The organism is Algibacter agarivorans (genome assembly GCF_039543245.1).
In the GTDB taxonomy this organism is placed as follows: domain Bacteria; phylum Bacteroidota; class Bacteroidia; order Flavobacteriales; family Flavobacteriaceae; genus Algibacter_G; species Algibacter_G agarivorans.
Map to the genome: position 1 here is coordinate 145,936 of NZ_BAABJJ010000029.1, position 16,631 is coordinate 162,566.

Sequence of the window (16,631 nt, forward strand, 5' to 3'; positions counted from 1 at the left end):
CATGAAAAAACATCTATTATATATAGTTTTATTTTTCTGTTTTACACAGCTCCATTCTCAAGAAGATGGAGTTGTTGCGTTTAAATTGCCCGTTAGAAATTCGTTAAGATTTAATAAATATGCCATTAACCCAACCTTTAGTTTTGTTAGAGAACAAAATAAATACATAAGTTTTTCTAATAATAGACAATGGGTTCAATTTGATGATGCTCCACAAACGTACTTATTTAGTTATTCTGGAAGGTTTCGAGAAAATATGGGTATTGGAGTAGGTGTCTTTCAACAAAATTATGGTGTGTTAACCACCTTTGGAGGTCTTGTGAATTTCGCTTATAATGCTGCTCTTGATAGAGATAGTAACTTAACTTTTGGTATGAACCTTGGGTTTTATAAAAGTGGTATAAACGAAGGTAATGTGGTTACAAATTTTCCTGATCCAGCATTAAATAATATACCATCAAATTCATTGATTACCATAAATCCTGGCATAAACTACGGAACTACTTTTTTAGATTTTGGTGTGTCATTAAACAATCTTGCGGCATATAATTTAACGACTTCTAAAATAATTGAAGAAAATCCTGAGCAAAGTATTCAGGCACATGTTATGTATACAGGCTATATAGATATGCGAGGATTTCTTGATGAGAGTAAGTTTTCTAGTTTAGTTAGGTCAGAATTCAAAAAAAACCAAACAGTTGTTTCAGGAATTATGATGCTAACGGTGCCTAAAGGTATTTGGGGACAGGTTGGTTATAATAGTCTATATGGAATCTCAGCAGGTATTGGTTTAAATATAAGTACTCAAATAGCTATAGAATACAATTACGAAAAGGCTATTGGCAATTTATCAAATTTTGGAAATTCTCATGACTTCACTTTAGCATATAAATTTAAAAACCGCTATAGATATGATTATAGTGGTGATGATGATGAAGCCGCACTTATTATAACAGAGAAAAAGAGAAATCGTGTTGCAGCAAAGAGAAAAACTACTAATCAACCCAAAGTAGATCGAAATGCTATTGCAGAAGAAAAAGCCAAAGCAAAAATTGTTGCAGCTGAAAAAGTTAAAGCCAAAGCAGCTGCTAGAGCTAAATTGGTAGCAGAAGCAAAAGCTAAAAGAGAAGCCAAAATTCAAACAGTATCTCAAGCTATAGAAGAAAAATCACAAGAAAAATTAGCAACGACAGAAGCTATAAAAGCTGATCAAGAAGCTCAAATAAAACTTGCAGAAGGTGCAAGAATTAAAAAAGAACAAGAGGCTCGGGCAAAACTAGAGGAAGCAGCAAGAGTTAAAGCAGAAGAGGAAGCTCAAATTAAATTGGCAGAAACTCAAGCTAAGTTATTAGAGGTAGAGAGAGTTAAGGCGGAACAAGTAGAAGCAGCAAGAGTCAAAGAAGAACAAGAAACTCAAGCTAAGTTAATAGAGATAGAGAGAGTTAAGGCTGAACAAGTCGCTAAAGCAAAACAAGTAGAAGCAGCGAAAATTAAAGCAGAGCAAGAAACCCAAGCCAAATTAGCAGAAGCAGCAAGAGTCAAAGAGGAACAAGAAACTCAAGCAAAGTTAGTAGAGGCAGAGAGAGTTAAAGCAGAACAAGAAGCTCAAGCCAAACTAGCAGAAGCAGCAAGACTTAAAGAGGAACAAGAAACTCAAGCAAAGTTAGTAGAGGCGGCAAGAGTTAAAGCTGAGCAAGAAGCACAAGCTAAATTAGTAGAAATCGCAAGAGTTAAAGAAGAATCTGAAGCAAAACAAAAAATAGATACCTTAGAATTGGATGGGGTATTGGTTTCAACTGCAAGAGATAGAGAAGCTTTAGCCATGGAAAGTCTAACTAAATTAATGTCGAATTCTAAAATAGAGCAACAAGATTTGTTATTAAGGTTAAGTGAAAAAGTAGCTAATAAACAGCAAGACCTTCAAAATTTAAAAGAAGAAAATGATTTAAGTGAAAAAGGGATTTTTCAGGCTCCAAAGGCTTTTAAAAGCGTTACAGCAGAAAATGCGGCATTAGAATCGCTAAAAGTAGAGATTGATGATGCAATAAAAAGTCAAAATGAAAAGGTTCAAGAATTAGAAGATTTATATAATGAAAGGCTTAAGAAAATCAGAAACAAAAAAGATTCACTTAATATTTCTTATTTGAAAAAGATAGAAAAATTAAAAATTGAACAATCCCAAACTGTTCAGTCTAAAGAAAACTTAATGTCAACGCTTGATGAGATTAAAGTGGCCACAGAAATAGAAAGAAAACGAAGAATAAAACGTGCGGCATACGATAATGAGCAAGATCGATATTTGAAAGATAGAGCAACTTTAGAGCGAATCAAGAAATTTACTGATATCAGTGAAACACCGCTAACAAAAGAAGATTTTGATAATGGAGAAGAACTGAGTAACATACAGATTGTAAAAGATATTAAGCATGTTGAGAGTGGCTATTACTTGGTTGTTGCTGTACATAGTGATGTGAATAAAAGAGATGAGTTCTTAACCAAAACAGTATCTGCTGGACAAGCTAATGTTAACTTCTTTTATGACGTGAATACGAGCAAGTATTATATTTATTATGATAAATTTAATAATATCAATGAAGCCAAAACAGCATTAGAATCAAAAGGAAGTAAACCATATAATAGTAAAATGTCTATGGTTAAAATAGAAAATTGAGTTTATCGAGTTTATCCAAAATTTTGTGGATTGCTAATAAATATATAAGATTTATTAATCTGTTTGGTTTTATTTTTTCTAAAAACATAAATTAAACTTGTTACTCCCTTTGTTTGAAAAAGGGAGGACAATTTCGATTTCATCGAAATTAGGAGGGTTAAAAAGCACAAAAACTTTACAGGTCTGAAACACCTAAACAATAAAAATATTAACAACTTAACATTTATGTTTTAATTTGTGTTATGTTCTTAAGTCCAGATCACATAGTTTTTTACTTCATCTTATACCAAGTGTTATTTCTTCTTATTAAATAAAAAGAGCAACACAATAAATTTTGTTTTATAGAAATGGTAATTCTATATAAAATGAATTAAAAATACTACAAAATACTTATATTTTATCGATAAAAGTTGTAGAATTTCGATAAACCGTCATAAATCTTCCTGCTCCCTTTATTGTTACAAATATATTTCCGATATTTACCACGTTTAATAACGTTAAATTCAGATGAATGACAAATCATGTAAGTATTTATCTAATTTAATATGTTTAATAACAAGAAATACTTCTTTGTAGTCAGTCGCAGCTAAAGAGAAGTACTAAATATAGCCCCATGAAAAAATCTACTTACTATAAATTAGTTTTTATTGTTTTATTTTTATTATTAGGGATCAAAGGTATTGCTCAAACTTATAAAACGTTTTCAATAAGAAAAAACATGGATGTTAAGGGCAGTATGCTTGTTGTTGGTAATAATATTCTTGGTGAAAGCAATGCTCCATTCAATAATGATACAGTAGATAATCAGGATATATCCATGCAATATATTGATATTGATAATGATGTAACTACTTTTAACTCTAGTGGTGCTGAACTTTTAATGCCAATCCAGCCAGACGGAAATCCAACAACTTGTTATAGAGTGGTATATGCAGCTTTGTATTGGGGAGCTGTTCTTCAAGATGGAAGTAGAACAGACATAAATAAAGTAAAATTTAAATTACCAGAAAGCACAACTTATGTAGATATAGATGGAGAAATCATCTATGATGCTTTTGTTGATCCAATTATAGCAGAAGATAGTGAACCCGGTAATACGCCATATGCCTGTTATGCAGATGTAACTGATTTATTATCAGGCTTGTCAAGCAATATAGAAGGTGATTATACAGTGGCAAATGTAATATCTAGTGAAGGCTCCAATTATTCAACGGGTTTAAGTGCTGGTTGGACACTTTTTGTAATTTATGAAAACCCTAATCTTCATATGAAATCCTTCACAAGTTTTGATGGCTTTAGTCATATCTTCGATGGTCATTATGAAGAGGTTCCTGTTACAGGTTTTACAACACCACAATCAGGCCCTATAGATTTACAATTTGCTTATGCAGCTTTAGATGGCGATAAAACCAAAAGGGCAACTAAGTTGGAAATTAATGGTAAAGAGGTTACAACTCCTTTGAGACCTGCAAATAAATTTTTTGGTTCTGTTATTGAAAATAATAATGGTATTTCAAACCCTAGAACACCATCTGGAACAAATACCTTAGGGTATGATACTGGTTTTTTGGAAATTTTTGGAGCAGAACCTGAATATATTAAGAATAATGTGTCTTCAGCTTCTTTTACATTACAAGTCGCTAGAGGACAAGCGGACCCTATATTCGCTTTTTTTAGTGCCTTTGCCGTAGATATTATTGCCCCAGACATAGACCTTACCAAAATTGTTGTTAATACTGCTGGTGACGATATTGATGGTGCAGATGTAAATCTTGGACAAAATTTATTTTATGAAATTACTTATCAAAGTGTTGGTAATGATAACGTTACTCAATTCACCTTAAAAGATGTACTTCCAGATAATATTGTTTTCGACCCTTTAACAGATATTGATTTAAGCAATGCTGGTGGAGCAACGTTACAATCTTATGATCCTGTAACTAGAACGCTTATATTTAATATACCAGATAGCTCTGTAGAAGTTAACGATCCTGAATTTGTTATTCGAATAGCAGTACAAGTAGTTCCTAATTGTTATGACTTGAGTCAAGCATGTTCTAATGAAATTAAAAACCAAGCCTTTGCTACTTATAGAGGTGTTATTAACCCAGCTATCATTCAAGATGAAGGAAGTTTTGCTTCAGTAGAATGTTTAGGAACTCCTGGGTCTACCAATTTTTTAGTAGATATATCGAATTGTACTTTCGAAAGGAATGAAGTGTTGTGTGGTGCGAGTGTTATTTTAACAGCTTCAGATGGTTATGATAGCTACTCATGGTCTACAAGCCAAACAGGAACACCAGTAATAAGTACGGATCAAACATATACTGCAACAGAAACGGGTACTTATTATGTAAGTAATACAACCTCATCTACGTGTATATCCATTGAAGAAACGATTAATGTGATTCCTTATGGAAATACAGTTACAAATCCCATCATACCTTTTGCTGATTTATTACCAATTTGTCCAAATGATGGTAAAGTTTTACCCTACATATTTTTATGTGGTGCTAATGCGACTAGATCTATTAATACGGGAATTAGCGATGCTTCCTCTGTTATTTGGGAAAAATTAGATGAAAATAGTTGTCCTGCTCTAACAATAGATGATTGTGCTAATGAAAATTCTGAATGTACTTGGAATCAGATAGCTATGGGGCCCGATTATGTTGCGAATACTTCTGGACAATTCAGGATTGTTATAAATTATCCTGGTGGATGTTTTAGTATTTTTTACTTTAACGTCTATCAAAACTTATTAAATCCCACAGCCACATCTAAAGACATTATATGTACTACGCCAGGCGAAATAACAGTTGGTGGTGTACCTAGTGGTTATGAGTATAGTATTGACGGTTCAAACTATCAAACTAGCAATGTGTTTTCTATTAACACGGCTAATTATTATATAATTTATATTAGACAAATAGGTGTGGATACAAATCCATGTATTTTTGAAACACCGAGTGTTTATGTTAGAGCTAGGGATTTTATGGTTTCTACATTTGTCACTCAACCATATTGTTATGGTGATAAGGGTACTATAAAATTAGCCGCTAATGATGCCTTGCCACAGTATTATTTTAGTATCTCAGAAGGTGGGATTTTAATTAATAGTGTTGGTCCAATTATGGAAAGTGATTACACATTTGCAAACCTTAATCCAGGGACTTATACTTATACTGTATCTACTGATGATGGATGTACTTTTAGTGATGATATTATCATTATAGAACCTCCGCTATTAACAGCTACTGTAGCGCTCACTAAACCATTAAGCTGTACCGATGGCGAACTAACCGTTTATCCTGTTGGAGGCGCACCTCCGTATATTTATTATGTAAATAGTGCGTCAATTTCTCAAGACTCACCTATAATAGCAGCATCAACACCAGGTGTGTATGACATCACGGTTATAGATTCAAACAACTGTAGTGCAACCACCTCAATAACAGTAGAAGGTATATTGCCTCCAGAGTTTACCGTTACCAGTACAAATATTTTATGTGCTGACTCCACAGATGGTACCATAACATTTAATGTGACCAATGCCAATGGAAATACTTTGGAATACAGTATAGATGGAGGAACAACATTTTTTAACTCTCAGGTTTTTACTGGTTTATCTACAGGCAATTACAGTGCTGTGGTCCAATATATGATTGGTGCTGATGTATGTCTTTCAGACCCGCAACCAATAATTATTGCTGCACCAACACCAATTACAGGAACTGCAACAGCAACACCTTATACCTGTAGTGCCGATGGAACTATTAACGTTTCTGGTGCTTCTGGCGGAACAGGAACGCTTTTATATAGCCTTGATGGTGTTATATTTCAAGCAGGAAATACGTTTACAGGATTAACAGATGGTACTTATACCATAACTATACAAGATGCTAATAGTTGTACTTTTGTTTTAGCACCGATAACATTAGACCCCTTAAATCCACCAACGGATTTAACGTTTAGCAATACACCTTTAAGTTGTCCTGCAATGACTTCTGATGTAACATTAGCAGGAATAACAGGAGGTACAACACCATTAGAATATCAAATTATAGCACCGGCAGCTTCGGCTACAGCATACCAAACATCGAATGTTTTTGCAGGATTAACACCTGATACCTATACATTTCAAGTAAGAGATGCTTACAATTGTGTTTACAGTGAATCTTTTACAATTCCTCCGTTACCACCATTAAACCTAAGTACAATTGTAACGAAAGATTTAGATTGTACCACTTCACCAGACGGTATCATTTCAGGTACTATTTCAGGTGGCACAGCACCATTTACTTATGCGGTATCATTTAATGGAGGCGCTTATGGTAGTTCAATTACGGTAACTGGAGCATCATTTAATCATACAGCAACAACAGATGGTACTTATCAATTTCAAATAACGGATGCCAATGGATGTACTGCAGAATCAGGAATTCAAACTATAAATGTTATTTCATTACCAGAAATAACTTCGGTTGTACAAACACAACCTATTTTATGTAACGGAGACTCTAACGCAGCTATTGAAATAACAATCAATAATACTGTTGGAACGCCTCAATTTGTTATTAATGTAAATAATGATTCTACAGGAACAGATTATGGAACACAGACCTCAGGATTGCCAGCTGGTGATTATACGATTACTTTGACTGATGCAAATTCATGTACCGATATAGAAACAATTACAATTGCTGAACCAACTCCTATTGTGGTATCGTCAACTGCGCTTCCTATTACTTGTGGTGCGCTTGGAGTTTCAAAAGGATCAGTAATAGTGAATAGTGTAACTGGTGGAACTGCACCATATAATTATTTTGTAACAGGTACGAATGGTTATTCCGCTTCTGAACTTAATGCTTCAGGAACAATCTCGACAACTTTTGATGTGGTTGATTTTGGATTATATCAAATTAATGTAGTTGACTCTAATGGTTGTTCAAATTTAGTTCAAGATGTATTAGTGGCATCACCCCCAAATGATTTAGACATTTCAATAAATACGACAGCAGATTGTATAACTGGAGGTGAAGCGGTTGTTGATATAGGAACAACTTTAGTAGGCACAGGACCTTTCTTCTTTGATATTTATAGAGGGGTTGTTCCGCCACCACCTCCGGGAGGTACTTGGGTTGCAGAAGATTCTTTTGGAAGTCAAAATGCCACGTTTACAGGTTTAATTCCAGGAGTGACATATACGTTTATTGTTTATGATGCTTCAACAGGTTGTAGTTATTATGAAACAGCAACAGCACCAGTTCCAACAAATTCAACGTTGACCGGAAGCGCTCTAACTTCAAATAATATTACTTGTATAGGTAGTGCAGATGGAAACGTTTCGTTTACTGTCAATAGTATTTATGGAGTCTCTACTGATATAAGTTATGAGATTTTTGATTCATTATCGTTAATCACAACAGCAGTTAGCGGAACCGGTACAGTACCAGCTAGTGGAACACTATCAGTATCAAATTTAGGACCATTATCTTTTGGGACTTATTTTGTTTTAATTACTGAAACCACTGGACCTAATACAGGGTGTAGTGTGGTAACAATTCCTTTTAATATTACCGAATCTGCTATAGATTTAGATATTTCGGCTACCGTTGATAACAATGCTAATTGTAATCCAAATTCAGGAGTTATAAACGCTATTGCAACAGATGGTACACCTCCATATTTATATCAATTAACTACTTCGGCAACAGCACCTTTGGCAACAGACCCTTCTTGGGGGGCTGCTAGCACATTTAATGTAAATGCTAATAGTTATTACGTACATGTTATAGATGCTTATGGTTGTATAAAATCTACTCCTGTTTTAGTTTTAACATCAGACCCAGAACCTGTGATTACTGCCACGTTAAACAATCAATGTATGGTAACAGAGGGTAATTTTGAAATTGATGTCACTTTAACAACTATAGGAATAGCACCTTATAGTTATAGTATTGATGGCGGTGCTTTTCAGACACGTACTGCACCTTTTTCTATTTCAAATTTATCATCAGGAACCCATACCGTTGAAATTCAAGATGCTAATGGTTGCGGAAATTTAGTGTCTGTTGATATTGAAACTCCAATAGGGTTGACGCCAGCGGTAACTGCATTGCCAACTTGTAATGATAATGATGGACAGATAACTATAACAGGATATGGTGGAACAGGATCTTATACGTATGCTATAAGTCCAAATCCTGCATCAATAACCTTAAGTGGCAATATGTTTTCTGGTGTTCCATTTGGAACTTATACGGTTACAATCACTGATGCTTCAACTTTATGTTCAGAAGATGTTACGATAGTTTTACCTGCTTCAATACCTCCAGCTTTTACAACAACATCAACAGCAGTAACCTGTTTTGGAGATAATAACGGTGCATTCGAAATTAATGTTAGTGGGTATTCAGGACCTTATACTTATGAAGTATTTGATAGTTCTAGTGTGTCTGTTTTAGGAATTGTTTCTGCTAATACATCAACAAACCCAGAAACCGTTACAGGATTATTAGCAGGAACGTATTCCGTAGTTATTATAGAAACTGCTAGCCCGTTTTGTTCTGCTACATCAAATGTGATTATTTCGTCACCTTTAGATGCATTAACATTAGTGGCTACTGAAACGTCTAATGTAACTTGTGATGACGATAAAGGAACAATCACAGCCATTGCTAACGGTGGTTGGGGAACTTATGAATATGAACTAACTGGAACTTCAACAGTGGCATATTCACCTAACGGAACATTTACAAACTTATCTACTGGGCCTTACACTGTTAATGTTAGAGACGCTGGAGGATGTATTGTATCTGAAAATGTAATACTGGATTTACCAACTCCAATAGATGGAACTATTACAGCTAGCACCAATCTATTATCTTGTTTTGGCGATACCGATGCAACAATTACAATAAGTGCTGTAACAGGAGGGCAAGGCACAAATTATTCTTATACATTGAATATGGTTTCGCCAACCGTAAGTTCATCTGGGCCTCAAACATCTCCAACTTTTGATGGATTAGGAATCGGAACTTATAACGTCGTAATAGCTGATGGTTACAATTGTACGTTTACAACTGCAAATGTTACAATAACAGAACCGACTCAAATTCAGGCTAGTTTAGTAAAAGAAACATCTCAAACGTGTTTAACTAACACAACACTCACATTAAGTGCCACTGGAGGCACAGGGTCTTATGAATATAGTGATACAGCTTCCTTTACAACAGTTCTAGGAACTTTGACATCCTCGGTAACATTTCCAGTATCAGATGGGACTTATCAATATTATGTTAGGGATGCTAATGGTTGTGTAGCCAATATTTCAAATGAAATTACTATAGATCCACTACCAACATTACTAGTAGATTTGGATGCGATGAATGCCACAATTAATTGTACTGGTGATAATACTGGAGTTATAATTGCGACTGCTCAAGGTGGTTTGGGTAATTATGTTTATACATTGCAAGACACATCTGGGAATGATATTTTGCCAGTAACTCAAAATAGTCCTGGTGTTTTTACAGAACTTCCTTCTGGAACATATCAAGTACAAGTAGATAGTGGTGATTGTTTAACAACAAGTGCACAAATCCCTATTACAGAACCTGCAACACCATTAATTGCTAATTTCATAGCTACCAATGTAACCTGTCCTGGAACAAATAATGGACGTTTAGAAATTACCGCTTCTGGTGGAACAGGCATTATAAAATATGCAATTTCACCACAATTGAACCAGTTTTTTGAATCTCCTATTTTTGAAAATCTAACGCCTGGAAATTATCAAGCTATTGCTCAAGATGAACTAGGTTGTTTCATAATTTTCGATTTTATTATTGAAGATCCAATACCTGTCATGCTTAATATTGTTGCAAACTCATTAGTTCCAGAAGTTTGTGATGGTGATTTAGATGGAGCATTCAGTATTGAAATTTCTGGAGGGGATTTACCTTATAGTGTAAGTTTAGATGATATTAATGGCACCTATACTACAGGAACTTTAACGCAAACACAATTTGATTTTACTGGATTAGGTGGTGGCGATCATATAGTATTTGTAAGTGATAATCTAGGTTGTTTAACGGAATGGAATATTACGTTCCCGGAATCCGTAATAATTAACCCTGAGGTTGAGGTAGAATTTGGATGTACAAATAATCTGTCTACCAATACAGTTACAGTAACAGTAGATGCTAGCATAACCAATCTAGCAGATTTGGATTACTCATTAAATGGAGGGTCTTATCAAGTTAATAATGTTTTTGTTGATGTACCACCAGGGATTGGTCATTTTATTGATGTACGACATACTAATGGTTGTATACAAAGGACTGAATTGTTTGATATTTCTCAATTTGATGTATTAGAATTGGCATTAGATGATGGCGAAGAAATAAACCAGATTGTGGCTGCGACTTCGGGAGGTGCTGCTCCTTATGTGTACACCTTGAATGGTGAAGACTATGGAGATGAAAACACATTCCTTATTTACGAATCTGGCGACTATACGGTTACGGTAACGGATAGCAACGGTTGTTTTGCCTCTGCTACAAGGTATTTTGAATTTATTGATGTATGTATTCCAAATTATTTTACTCCTAGGAGTGAAGAATGGGGACCAGGATGTACTTCGCAATATAAAGAGTTAACAGTTGATATTTTTGATAGATATGGAAGAAAAATAGCAACTCTAAGAGTGGGAGATAAATGGGATGGTAAATATAAGGGCATTGAATTGCCAACAGGAGATTATTGGTACGTTGTGCAGCTAAATGACCCAAAAAATGATCGCGACTTTGTTGGGCACTTTACCCTTTATAGATAACAAAAATTAGTGCTGTTACCCTCTAAATTAAGAATTATGCAAATACAAAAACTATACATATATTTACTTCTACTGGTTATAGCAAATGGCTATGGACAAGAGTTAAATTTACCTGTTTTTACTCAGTATTTAGCAGATAACAACTTTGTAGTCTCACCAACTTATGCCGGTATTGGCGATAATTTAAAAATTAGAGCAAATGGTTTAACACAATGGGTTGGAATAAAAGGCGCACCAGATAATCAATCCATTTATGGTGATGCTAGAATTGCAGATCGAACAGGTGTTGGGTTGTCATTGTATAACGATAGAAATGGTAATACGATTCAAACCGGGGCTAAATTTTCTTTTGCACATCACCTTACGCTAGATTATTATTCAAAACAATATTTATCGTTCGGTATTTCTTATAACATTAATAATTTTAGAGTAGACACCAGTAAATTTCATAATGGAGATGGTTTGCCAATTAGCAATCCATTAATTACAGATGATAGGCGGACTTCAAATAACAATTTTGATGTTGGTGCTTTATACAGATTCAAAGGGTTCTTTTTAAGCTTTAATGCAAATAATATTCTTTCTAAAAAACTAGATGAAAAAATTAGAATATCGGAACCAAACTTACTTTTAAACTATCAAGTATATTCAGGATACACATTTAGAGGTCCGAAAAAGAGCGGATTAGAATTTGAACCTTCAATATATTATCAAATGTTTAGTAGTGATAGACGTTCTAGTACCGATGTGAATTTTAAATTCAGAAAGTATAATAGAAACGAAGATTATTTTTGGGCAGGTATATCCTATAGATTTCTTAACGACCAGTTCTTAAAGCCATTAAACATAGGACCTATGGTAGGTTTTCAGAAGTCTATTTTCTATTTTGGATATGCGTATCAAATAACCACTAACGAATTATCTGCATACAATTCTGGAACCCATGTAGTTACTATTGGTCTTAACTTTTTACAGGGTATTAGTAATTGTCCGTGCGTGCAAAGTGCCGTGCGTAAATAATTTATCCCTTTTTTCTTGCAAGTCCGATCAGATGAGTTGAAGTCATTTATTTTGCATCAGGCACTCCTTTCTTTTTAAGAGGAAAAGTGTCTCTTAGGTTAAAAAAAATGATGTTTTAACCAATTTAAAGTCAAAATATAATCAAAACTTGTTCCTCCCTTTTCTTTAAAGCGAGGACAATTTCGATTTCATCGAAATTAGGAGGGTTTGAAAAATATTATAAGGGGTTTTCAACTTCCTGATAGTGTACAATGAATTTGGTTTTGGGATTACTTTTAGATTTCTATTTCTCAATAATTTCAACCTCAAACAACTTATCCCAACGTTTACCAGTTACAAAAATAGTTTTCGTTTTAGGATTATAAGCTATACCGTTTAAAACATCTAAACCTTCATGTTGTTTAACTTTTTTCTTTAAAGGGGTAAAGTCAATAACCCCAATTACTGCACCATTTTTCGGATTAATGATGGCTACACCATTCTTTTGATAGCGGTTAGCATATATTTTGCCATCAATCCATTCCATTTCATTAATTCCAATAATTTTTCCTTTGTTAGTGTATACTTGGATAAATTCTTGTTCAATTAAAGTTTCAGGATCTAAAAGCCATATTTTCTCTGTGCCGTCACTTTTATAGATTATTTTATCATTATTACATAATCCCCAACCTTGTTTGCTGTTTCCATATTTAAAACTGCTTAGTTTTTCAAAAGTGTTTACATCATAAACAAAGCCTGTACCTTCTTGCCATGTTAGCTGATACACTTTGTTATTTAATATAGTAAGGCCTTCTCCAAAATATTCATCAGCTAGATTAATGTTTTTAATGACTTTACCTGTTTTATAATCTAGTTTTCTTAGTTTAGATTCTTTGTACTGACCCGTACTTTCATAAAGTGTATCACCAAAAAACTCTATGCCTTGCGTGTAAGATGTTATATCGTGTGGATATTCGTTAATAATTTTATAAGTGTAAACTTTTGGCGTATCACTATTCAAAATGGTTATAGCAGAAGTTGTTACTTCCTTTTCGCCATTAAAGTAAACCGTAGCTTCAATTGTTTGCTTGCCTAGTTTAACGTTTTTTAATATAAAGTTGTCTGTAGTGCGGTTACCTTCTAAAGTGTAAATAACGGAGTCTATAGTATGATTTTTTTTGTTCTCTAAAGAAAGTTTTAAGGTTTTATTATTAGAAATATTACCCTTTTCAGCGTTTGTTTCAATAGTGAAATCACTTTTTTTCTGACCAGAGTTTGAACCACAAGACATAAGGATTCCGCTTAAAAATATGATTGTTAGATATTTGTAGGTATTCATTTTAAACTTTTAATTTGAAGCAAGATATTTATTTAAAATCAGTTTAAAAAATCATTGTGAAAATTTTAAAAGGTTGTATCTTTGCCACTGGCAAGTCCTACACAACCAGCTCCTGTTGAATCCTCCAGGTCGGGAACGAAGCAAAGGTAAATGGTCGTAGCGGTGTGATGTAGGTAGCTTGCCTTTTTTTGTGCGCTAAATTGAGATTTTATAAGCATAGCGAAATGAAATATTTTAATTTTGTACATTCCCACGAAGGTGGGAATCTTAATTTAAACTTAAATCTTGAAAGCTTTTGCGAATCAAGATTTTTTAGCTTATTGAACATTTTCATGAAGATGGAAATCTCATTATTTTAAGTTGTATTTTTATAAAATTCAATTTCATACTTATAATTTTTTATTCAAAATATGTCTAAAGTTGTTTTAATTACAGGAGGGTCTTCAGGTATAGGTAAGTCTATAGGAGAATACTTAAATGAAAAAGGATTTAAGGTTTATGGGACCAGCAGAAATCCAGAAAAGTATAAGGACAGTTGTTTTCCTATTTTGGCTTTAGATGTTTCAAATATGGCCTCAATTAAACTTGCTGTTACTACCATCATTGAAAAAGAAAACAAATTAGATATTGTTATTAATAATGCTGGAGCTGGAATTACAGGCCCCATTGAAGAAATTCCAGAAGAAGAAATTAAAAACAACTTTGATACCAATTTTTTTGGACCTATTAATGTTATTAAAGCTGTATTACCAAAGATGCGTGAGCAAAATTCTGGTTTAATAATAAATATAACTTCTATTGCGGGTTATATGGGACTACCATACAGAGGTGTTTATAGTGCTAGTAAAGGTGCTTTAGAACTTTTAACAGAAGCTTTTAGAATGGAGTTAAAAGACTTTAATATTAAAATGACTAACGTAGCCCCAGGAGATTTTGCAACTAATATTGCGGCTGGTAGATACCATGCGCCATTGCTTGATAATTCGCCTTACAAAAAGCCTTATGGAGATACGTTAGATTTAATGAATACCCATGTTGATAATGGCAGCAATCCAAACATTATGGCAAAGGCTGTTTATAAAATCATTAAGACACCAAACCCTAAAGTGCATTATAAAGTAGGGGAGTTTATGCAGAAATTCTCTATTGTTCTAAAACGAATTTTACCTGATAAAGTTTATGAAAAGCTTTTGATGAACCACTATAAGTTATGATTTAAAAAAGTATAAGTTTCTAACTTCTAACTTGTCATCTATTTATCAAACCAAGCAGTTGTTCTTCAAAATGTATTGAAAAAAGATTTGTATTGTTATTAATAATCTTTTTATTCTTATCAATAATGATTGTTTTAGTCATAGGGTGTATGGCTAAAATTTCAGAAGTTTCTACGGGGTTTTTAAACTGATATTCGTTAGTAGAATCAAACCCATGCTCAAGAAGCATTTTCTTAGAATTATCTAAACCATATGCATCTACATTTATAGTAATGAATTTTATTTCTGGATACTTTACTTTTAATTCTTTCAGCTTATAATGACTTTCTTTAAAATGTTCATAATAAATTTGAGACCAAAAACTAACCACTGTTGGTGTTTGTATTGCTGAATTAATTTCAATTTCGCCAGCATTATAATCAACAAGATTTATAGGTGGTAATTTTGATCCTTCTTTTAAATTGTTTAAAGAATTTGCATAGCGTACCATCATTTTTTTTCCTTCTTCACTTTTGCTTTTACTTAAGTAAGACTCTAAAATAGCATTGTTTTTCTCTTCATTTTTACACTTCGATAGGTAACTCATAGTGAAATGATATAACAAATCATCTTTAATAGAAGTGTTTGTTACCAAGCTGTCTATAAGTTTAAGTCTGTCTAAATTGTAGCACAACGACCCTCTGTTAAACGATTGGTTATCAGAATGGTTATTATGAGATTTAAGGGCTAAATTACTAAAGTTGTGTCTTAAGAATGTACTGTAATTAAAATAATTACTTAAAAATTCATCGTTATAATTAATGTCTTTTCTATAATCATAAAAATTATCAGGTAATGATTTTAAAATAGCCATTTTATTTTTACCATAGTGCCAAAAAGGATATACTTCTTTACTTGAATAATACCGATAATCTATGTTTGCTTGAGCATATTTTTCAAACAAAGGAGATGGTTTATGTTTTCTTGTGAATGTTTCAAGTGTTTTAATTTTAGATGCTCGTATAGAATCTACGTATTTTTGAAAAGCATGAGGGTTTAATTGGCAGAGTTTTATATTGTGCTTTTCTTCCTTTTCGTTTTCTAAAAACTCATTAATCAAATAGTTGTTTTTTTTATCGCCTATGCCTGTAAAAACCAACGATTCATCAAAATCTAAAGTGTTTAATCTAAAAAGCACACTATCTTTTGGTTCGAGCAAAATCATTTGATACTCGCCACCATGTCTAAAAGTATACAGACCTTGCTGTATATTGTTAACTTTATGAAGAAACCTATTTCGACCATCTAGCGTAATGGTATCAACAATGCTTTTATCTTTATATAGTATGACGTAGTCTGTATTTGGGTTAATAATTTCGCCGCCAAGATATGCATAATCAATTGTGGTTTCATTACCATCTTTTTTGCAGCCGAAAAAAAATGCTATGAGAATTAATATAAATGTAAAATATAACTTCATAAATCCCTTCTGAGTGTATTTTATATAAACAAAAATATAGCTTGTATTTATAAAGTCCTGTTAATGCGTTGTTAAATGTTTACTAAACAAAAAACTGCTTAAAAGCTTTA

General features: G+C 33.3%; 6 protein-coding genes and 1 other RNA gene. 5 read left to right on the forward strand and 2 right to left on the reverse strand.

The window, feature by feature from the left end; all coding sequences use genetic code 11:
* The first annotated feature begins 1 nt into the window (after nt 1).
* From ABD935_RS09975 to ABD935_RS09985, 3 genes are all read left to right on the forward strand, one after another.
* On the forward strand, nt 2-2,671 hold the full coding sequence (locus ABD935_RS09975) for a PorP/SprF family type IX secretion system membrane protein (protein ID WP_345191847.1): 2,670 nt from the start codon (nt 2-4) through the stop codon (nt 2,669-2,671).
* 613 nt (nt 2,672-3,284) lie between these two features.
* Nucleotides 3,285-11,510, forward strand: coding sequence for a T9SS type B sorting domain-containing protein (locus ABD935_RS09980; protein WP_345191848.1), 8,226 nt, complete (start codon nt 3,285-3,287; stop codon nt 11,508-11,510).
* 36 nt (nt 11,511-11,546) lie between these two features.
* Nucleotides 11,547-12,530, forward strand: a complete 984-nt coding sequence (locus ABD935_RS09985) for a PorP/SprF family type IX secretion system membrane protein (RefSeq protein ID WP_345191850.1) — start codon at nt 11,547-11,549, stop codon at nt 12,528-12,530.
* A 283-nt stretch (nt 12,531-12,813) separates the two neighbouring features.
* Here ABD935_RS09985 and ABD935_RS09990 read toward each other — a convergent pair whose 3' ends face one another.
* Nucleotides 12,814-13,848: a glutaminyl-peptide cyclotransferase gene (locus ABD935_RS09990; protein ID WP_345191851.1), complete on the reverse strand. Its 1,035-nt coding sequence runs from the start codon at nt 13,846-13,848 to the stop codon at nt 12,814-12,816.
* 88 nt (nt 13,849-13,936) lie between these two features.
* Between ABD935_RS09990 and ffs the strand changes: the two genes are divergently transcribed.
* Together ffs and ABD935_RS10000 are read left to right on the forward strand one after the other, a co-directional pair.
* Nucleotides 13,937-14,035, forward strand: an RNA gene (gene ffs, locus ABD935_RS09995) — signal recognition particle sRNA small type.
* Nucleotides 14,036-14,258: 223 nt separating this feature from the next.
* A complete protein-coding gene (locus ABD935_RS10000) occupies nt 14,259-15,062 on the forward strand; it encodes an SDR family oxidoreductase (protein WP_345191852.1) in 804 nt (267 codons plus the stop codon).
* Between the two features lie 34 nt (nt 15,063-15,096).
* Here ABD935_RS10000 and ABD935_RS10005 read toward each other — a convergent pair whose 3' ends face one another.
* Complete coding sequence (locus ABD935_RS10005; protein ID WP_345191854.1) at nt 15,097-16,521, reverse strand: hypothetical protein; 1,425 nt, start codon at nt 16,519-16,521, stop codon at nt 15,097-15,099.
* Nucleotides 16,522-16,631: the final 110 nt, after the last annotated feature.

Excerpts from the sequence above, each read along its gene's own strand:
- ABD935_RS10005 (WP_345191854.1), bottom strand. The coding sequence starts at position 16,521 with ATGAAGTTATATTTTACATTTATATTAATTCTCATAGCATTTTTTTTC.
- ABD935_RS10000 (WP_345191852.1), top strand. The coding sequence starts at position 14,259 with ATGTCTAAAGTTGTTTTAATTACAGGAGGGTCTTCAGGTATAGGTAAG.
- ABD935_RS09990 (WP_345191851.1), bottom strand. The coding sequence starts at position 13,848 with ATGAATACCTACAAATATCTAACAATCATATTTTTAAGCGGAATCCTT.
- ABD935_RS09975 (WP_345191847.1), top strand. The coding sequence starts at position 2 with ATGAAAAAACATCTATTATATATAGTTTTATTTTTCTGTTTTACACAG.
- ABD935_RS09985 (WP_345191850.1), top strand. The coding sequence starts at position 11,547 with ATGCAAATACAAAAACTATACATATATTTACTTCTACTGGTTATAGCA.
- ABD935_RS09980 (WP_345191848.1), top strand. The coding sequence starts at position 3,285 with ATGAAAAAATCTACTTACTATAAATTAGTTTTTATTGTTTTATTTTTA.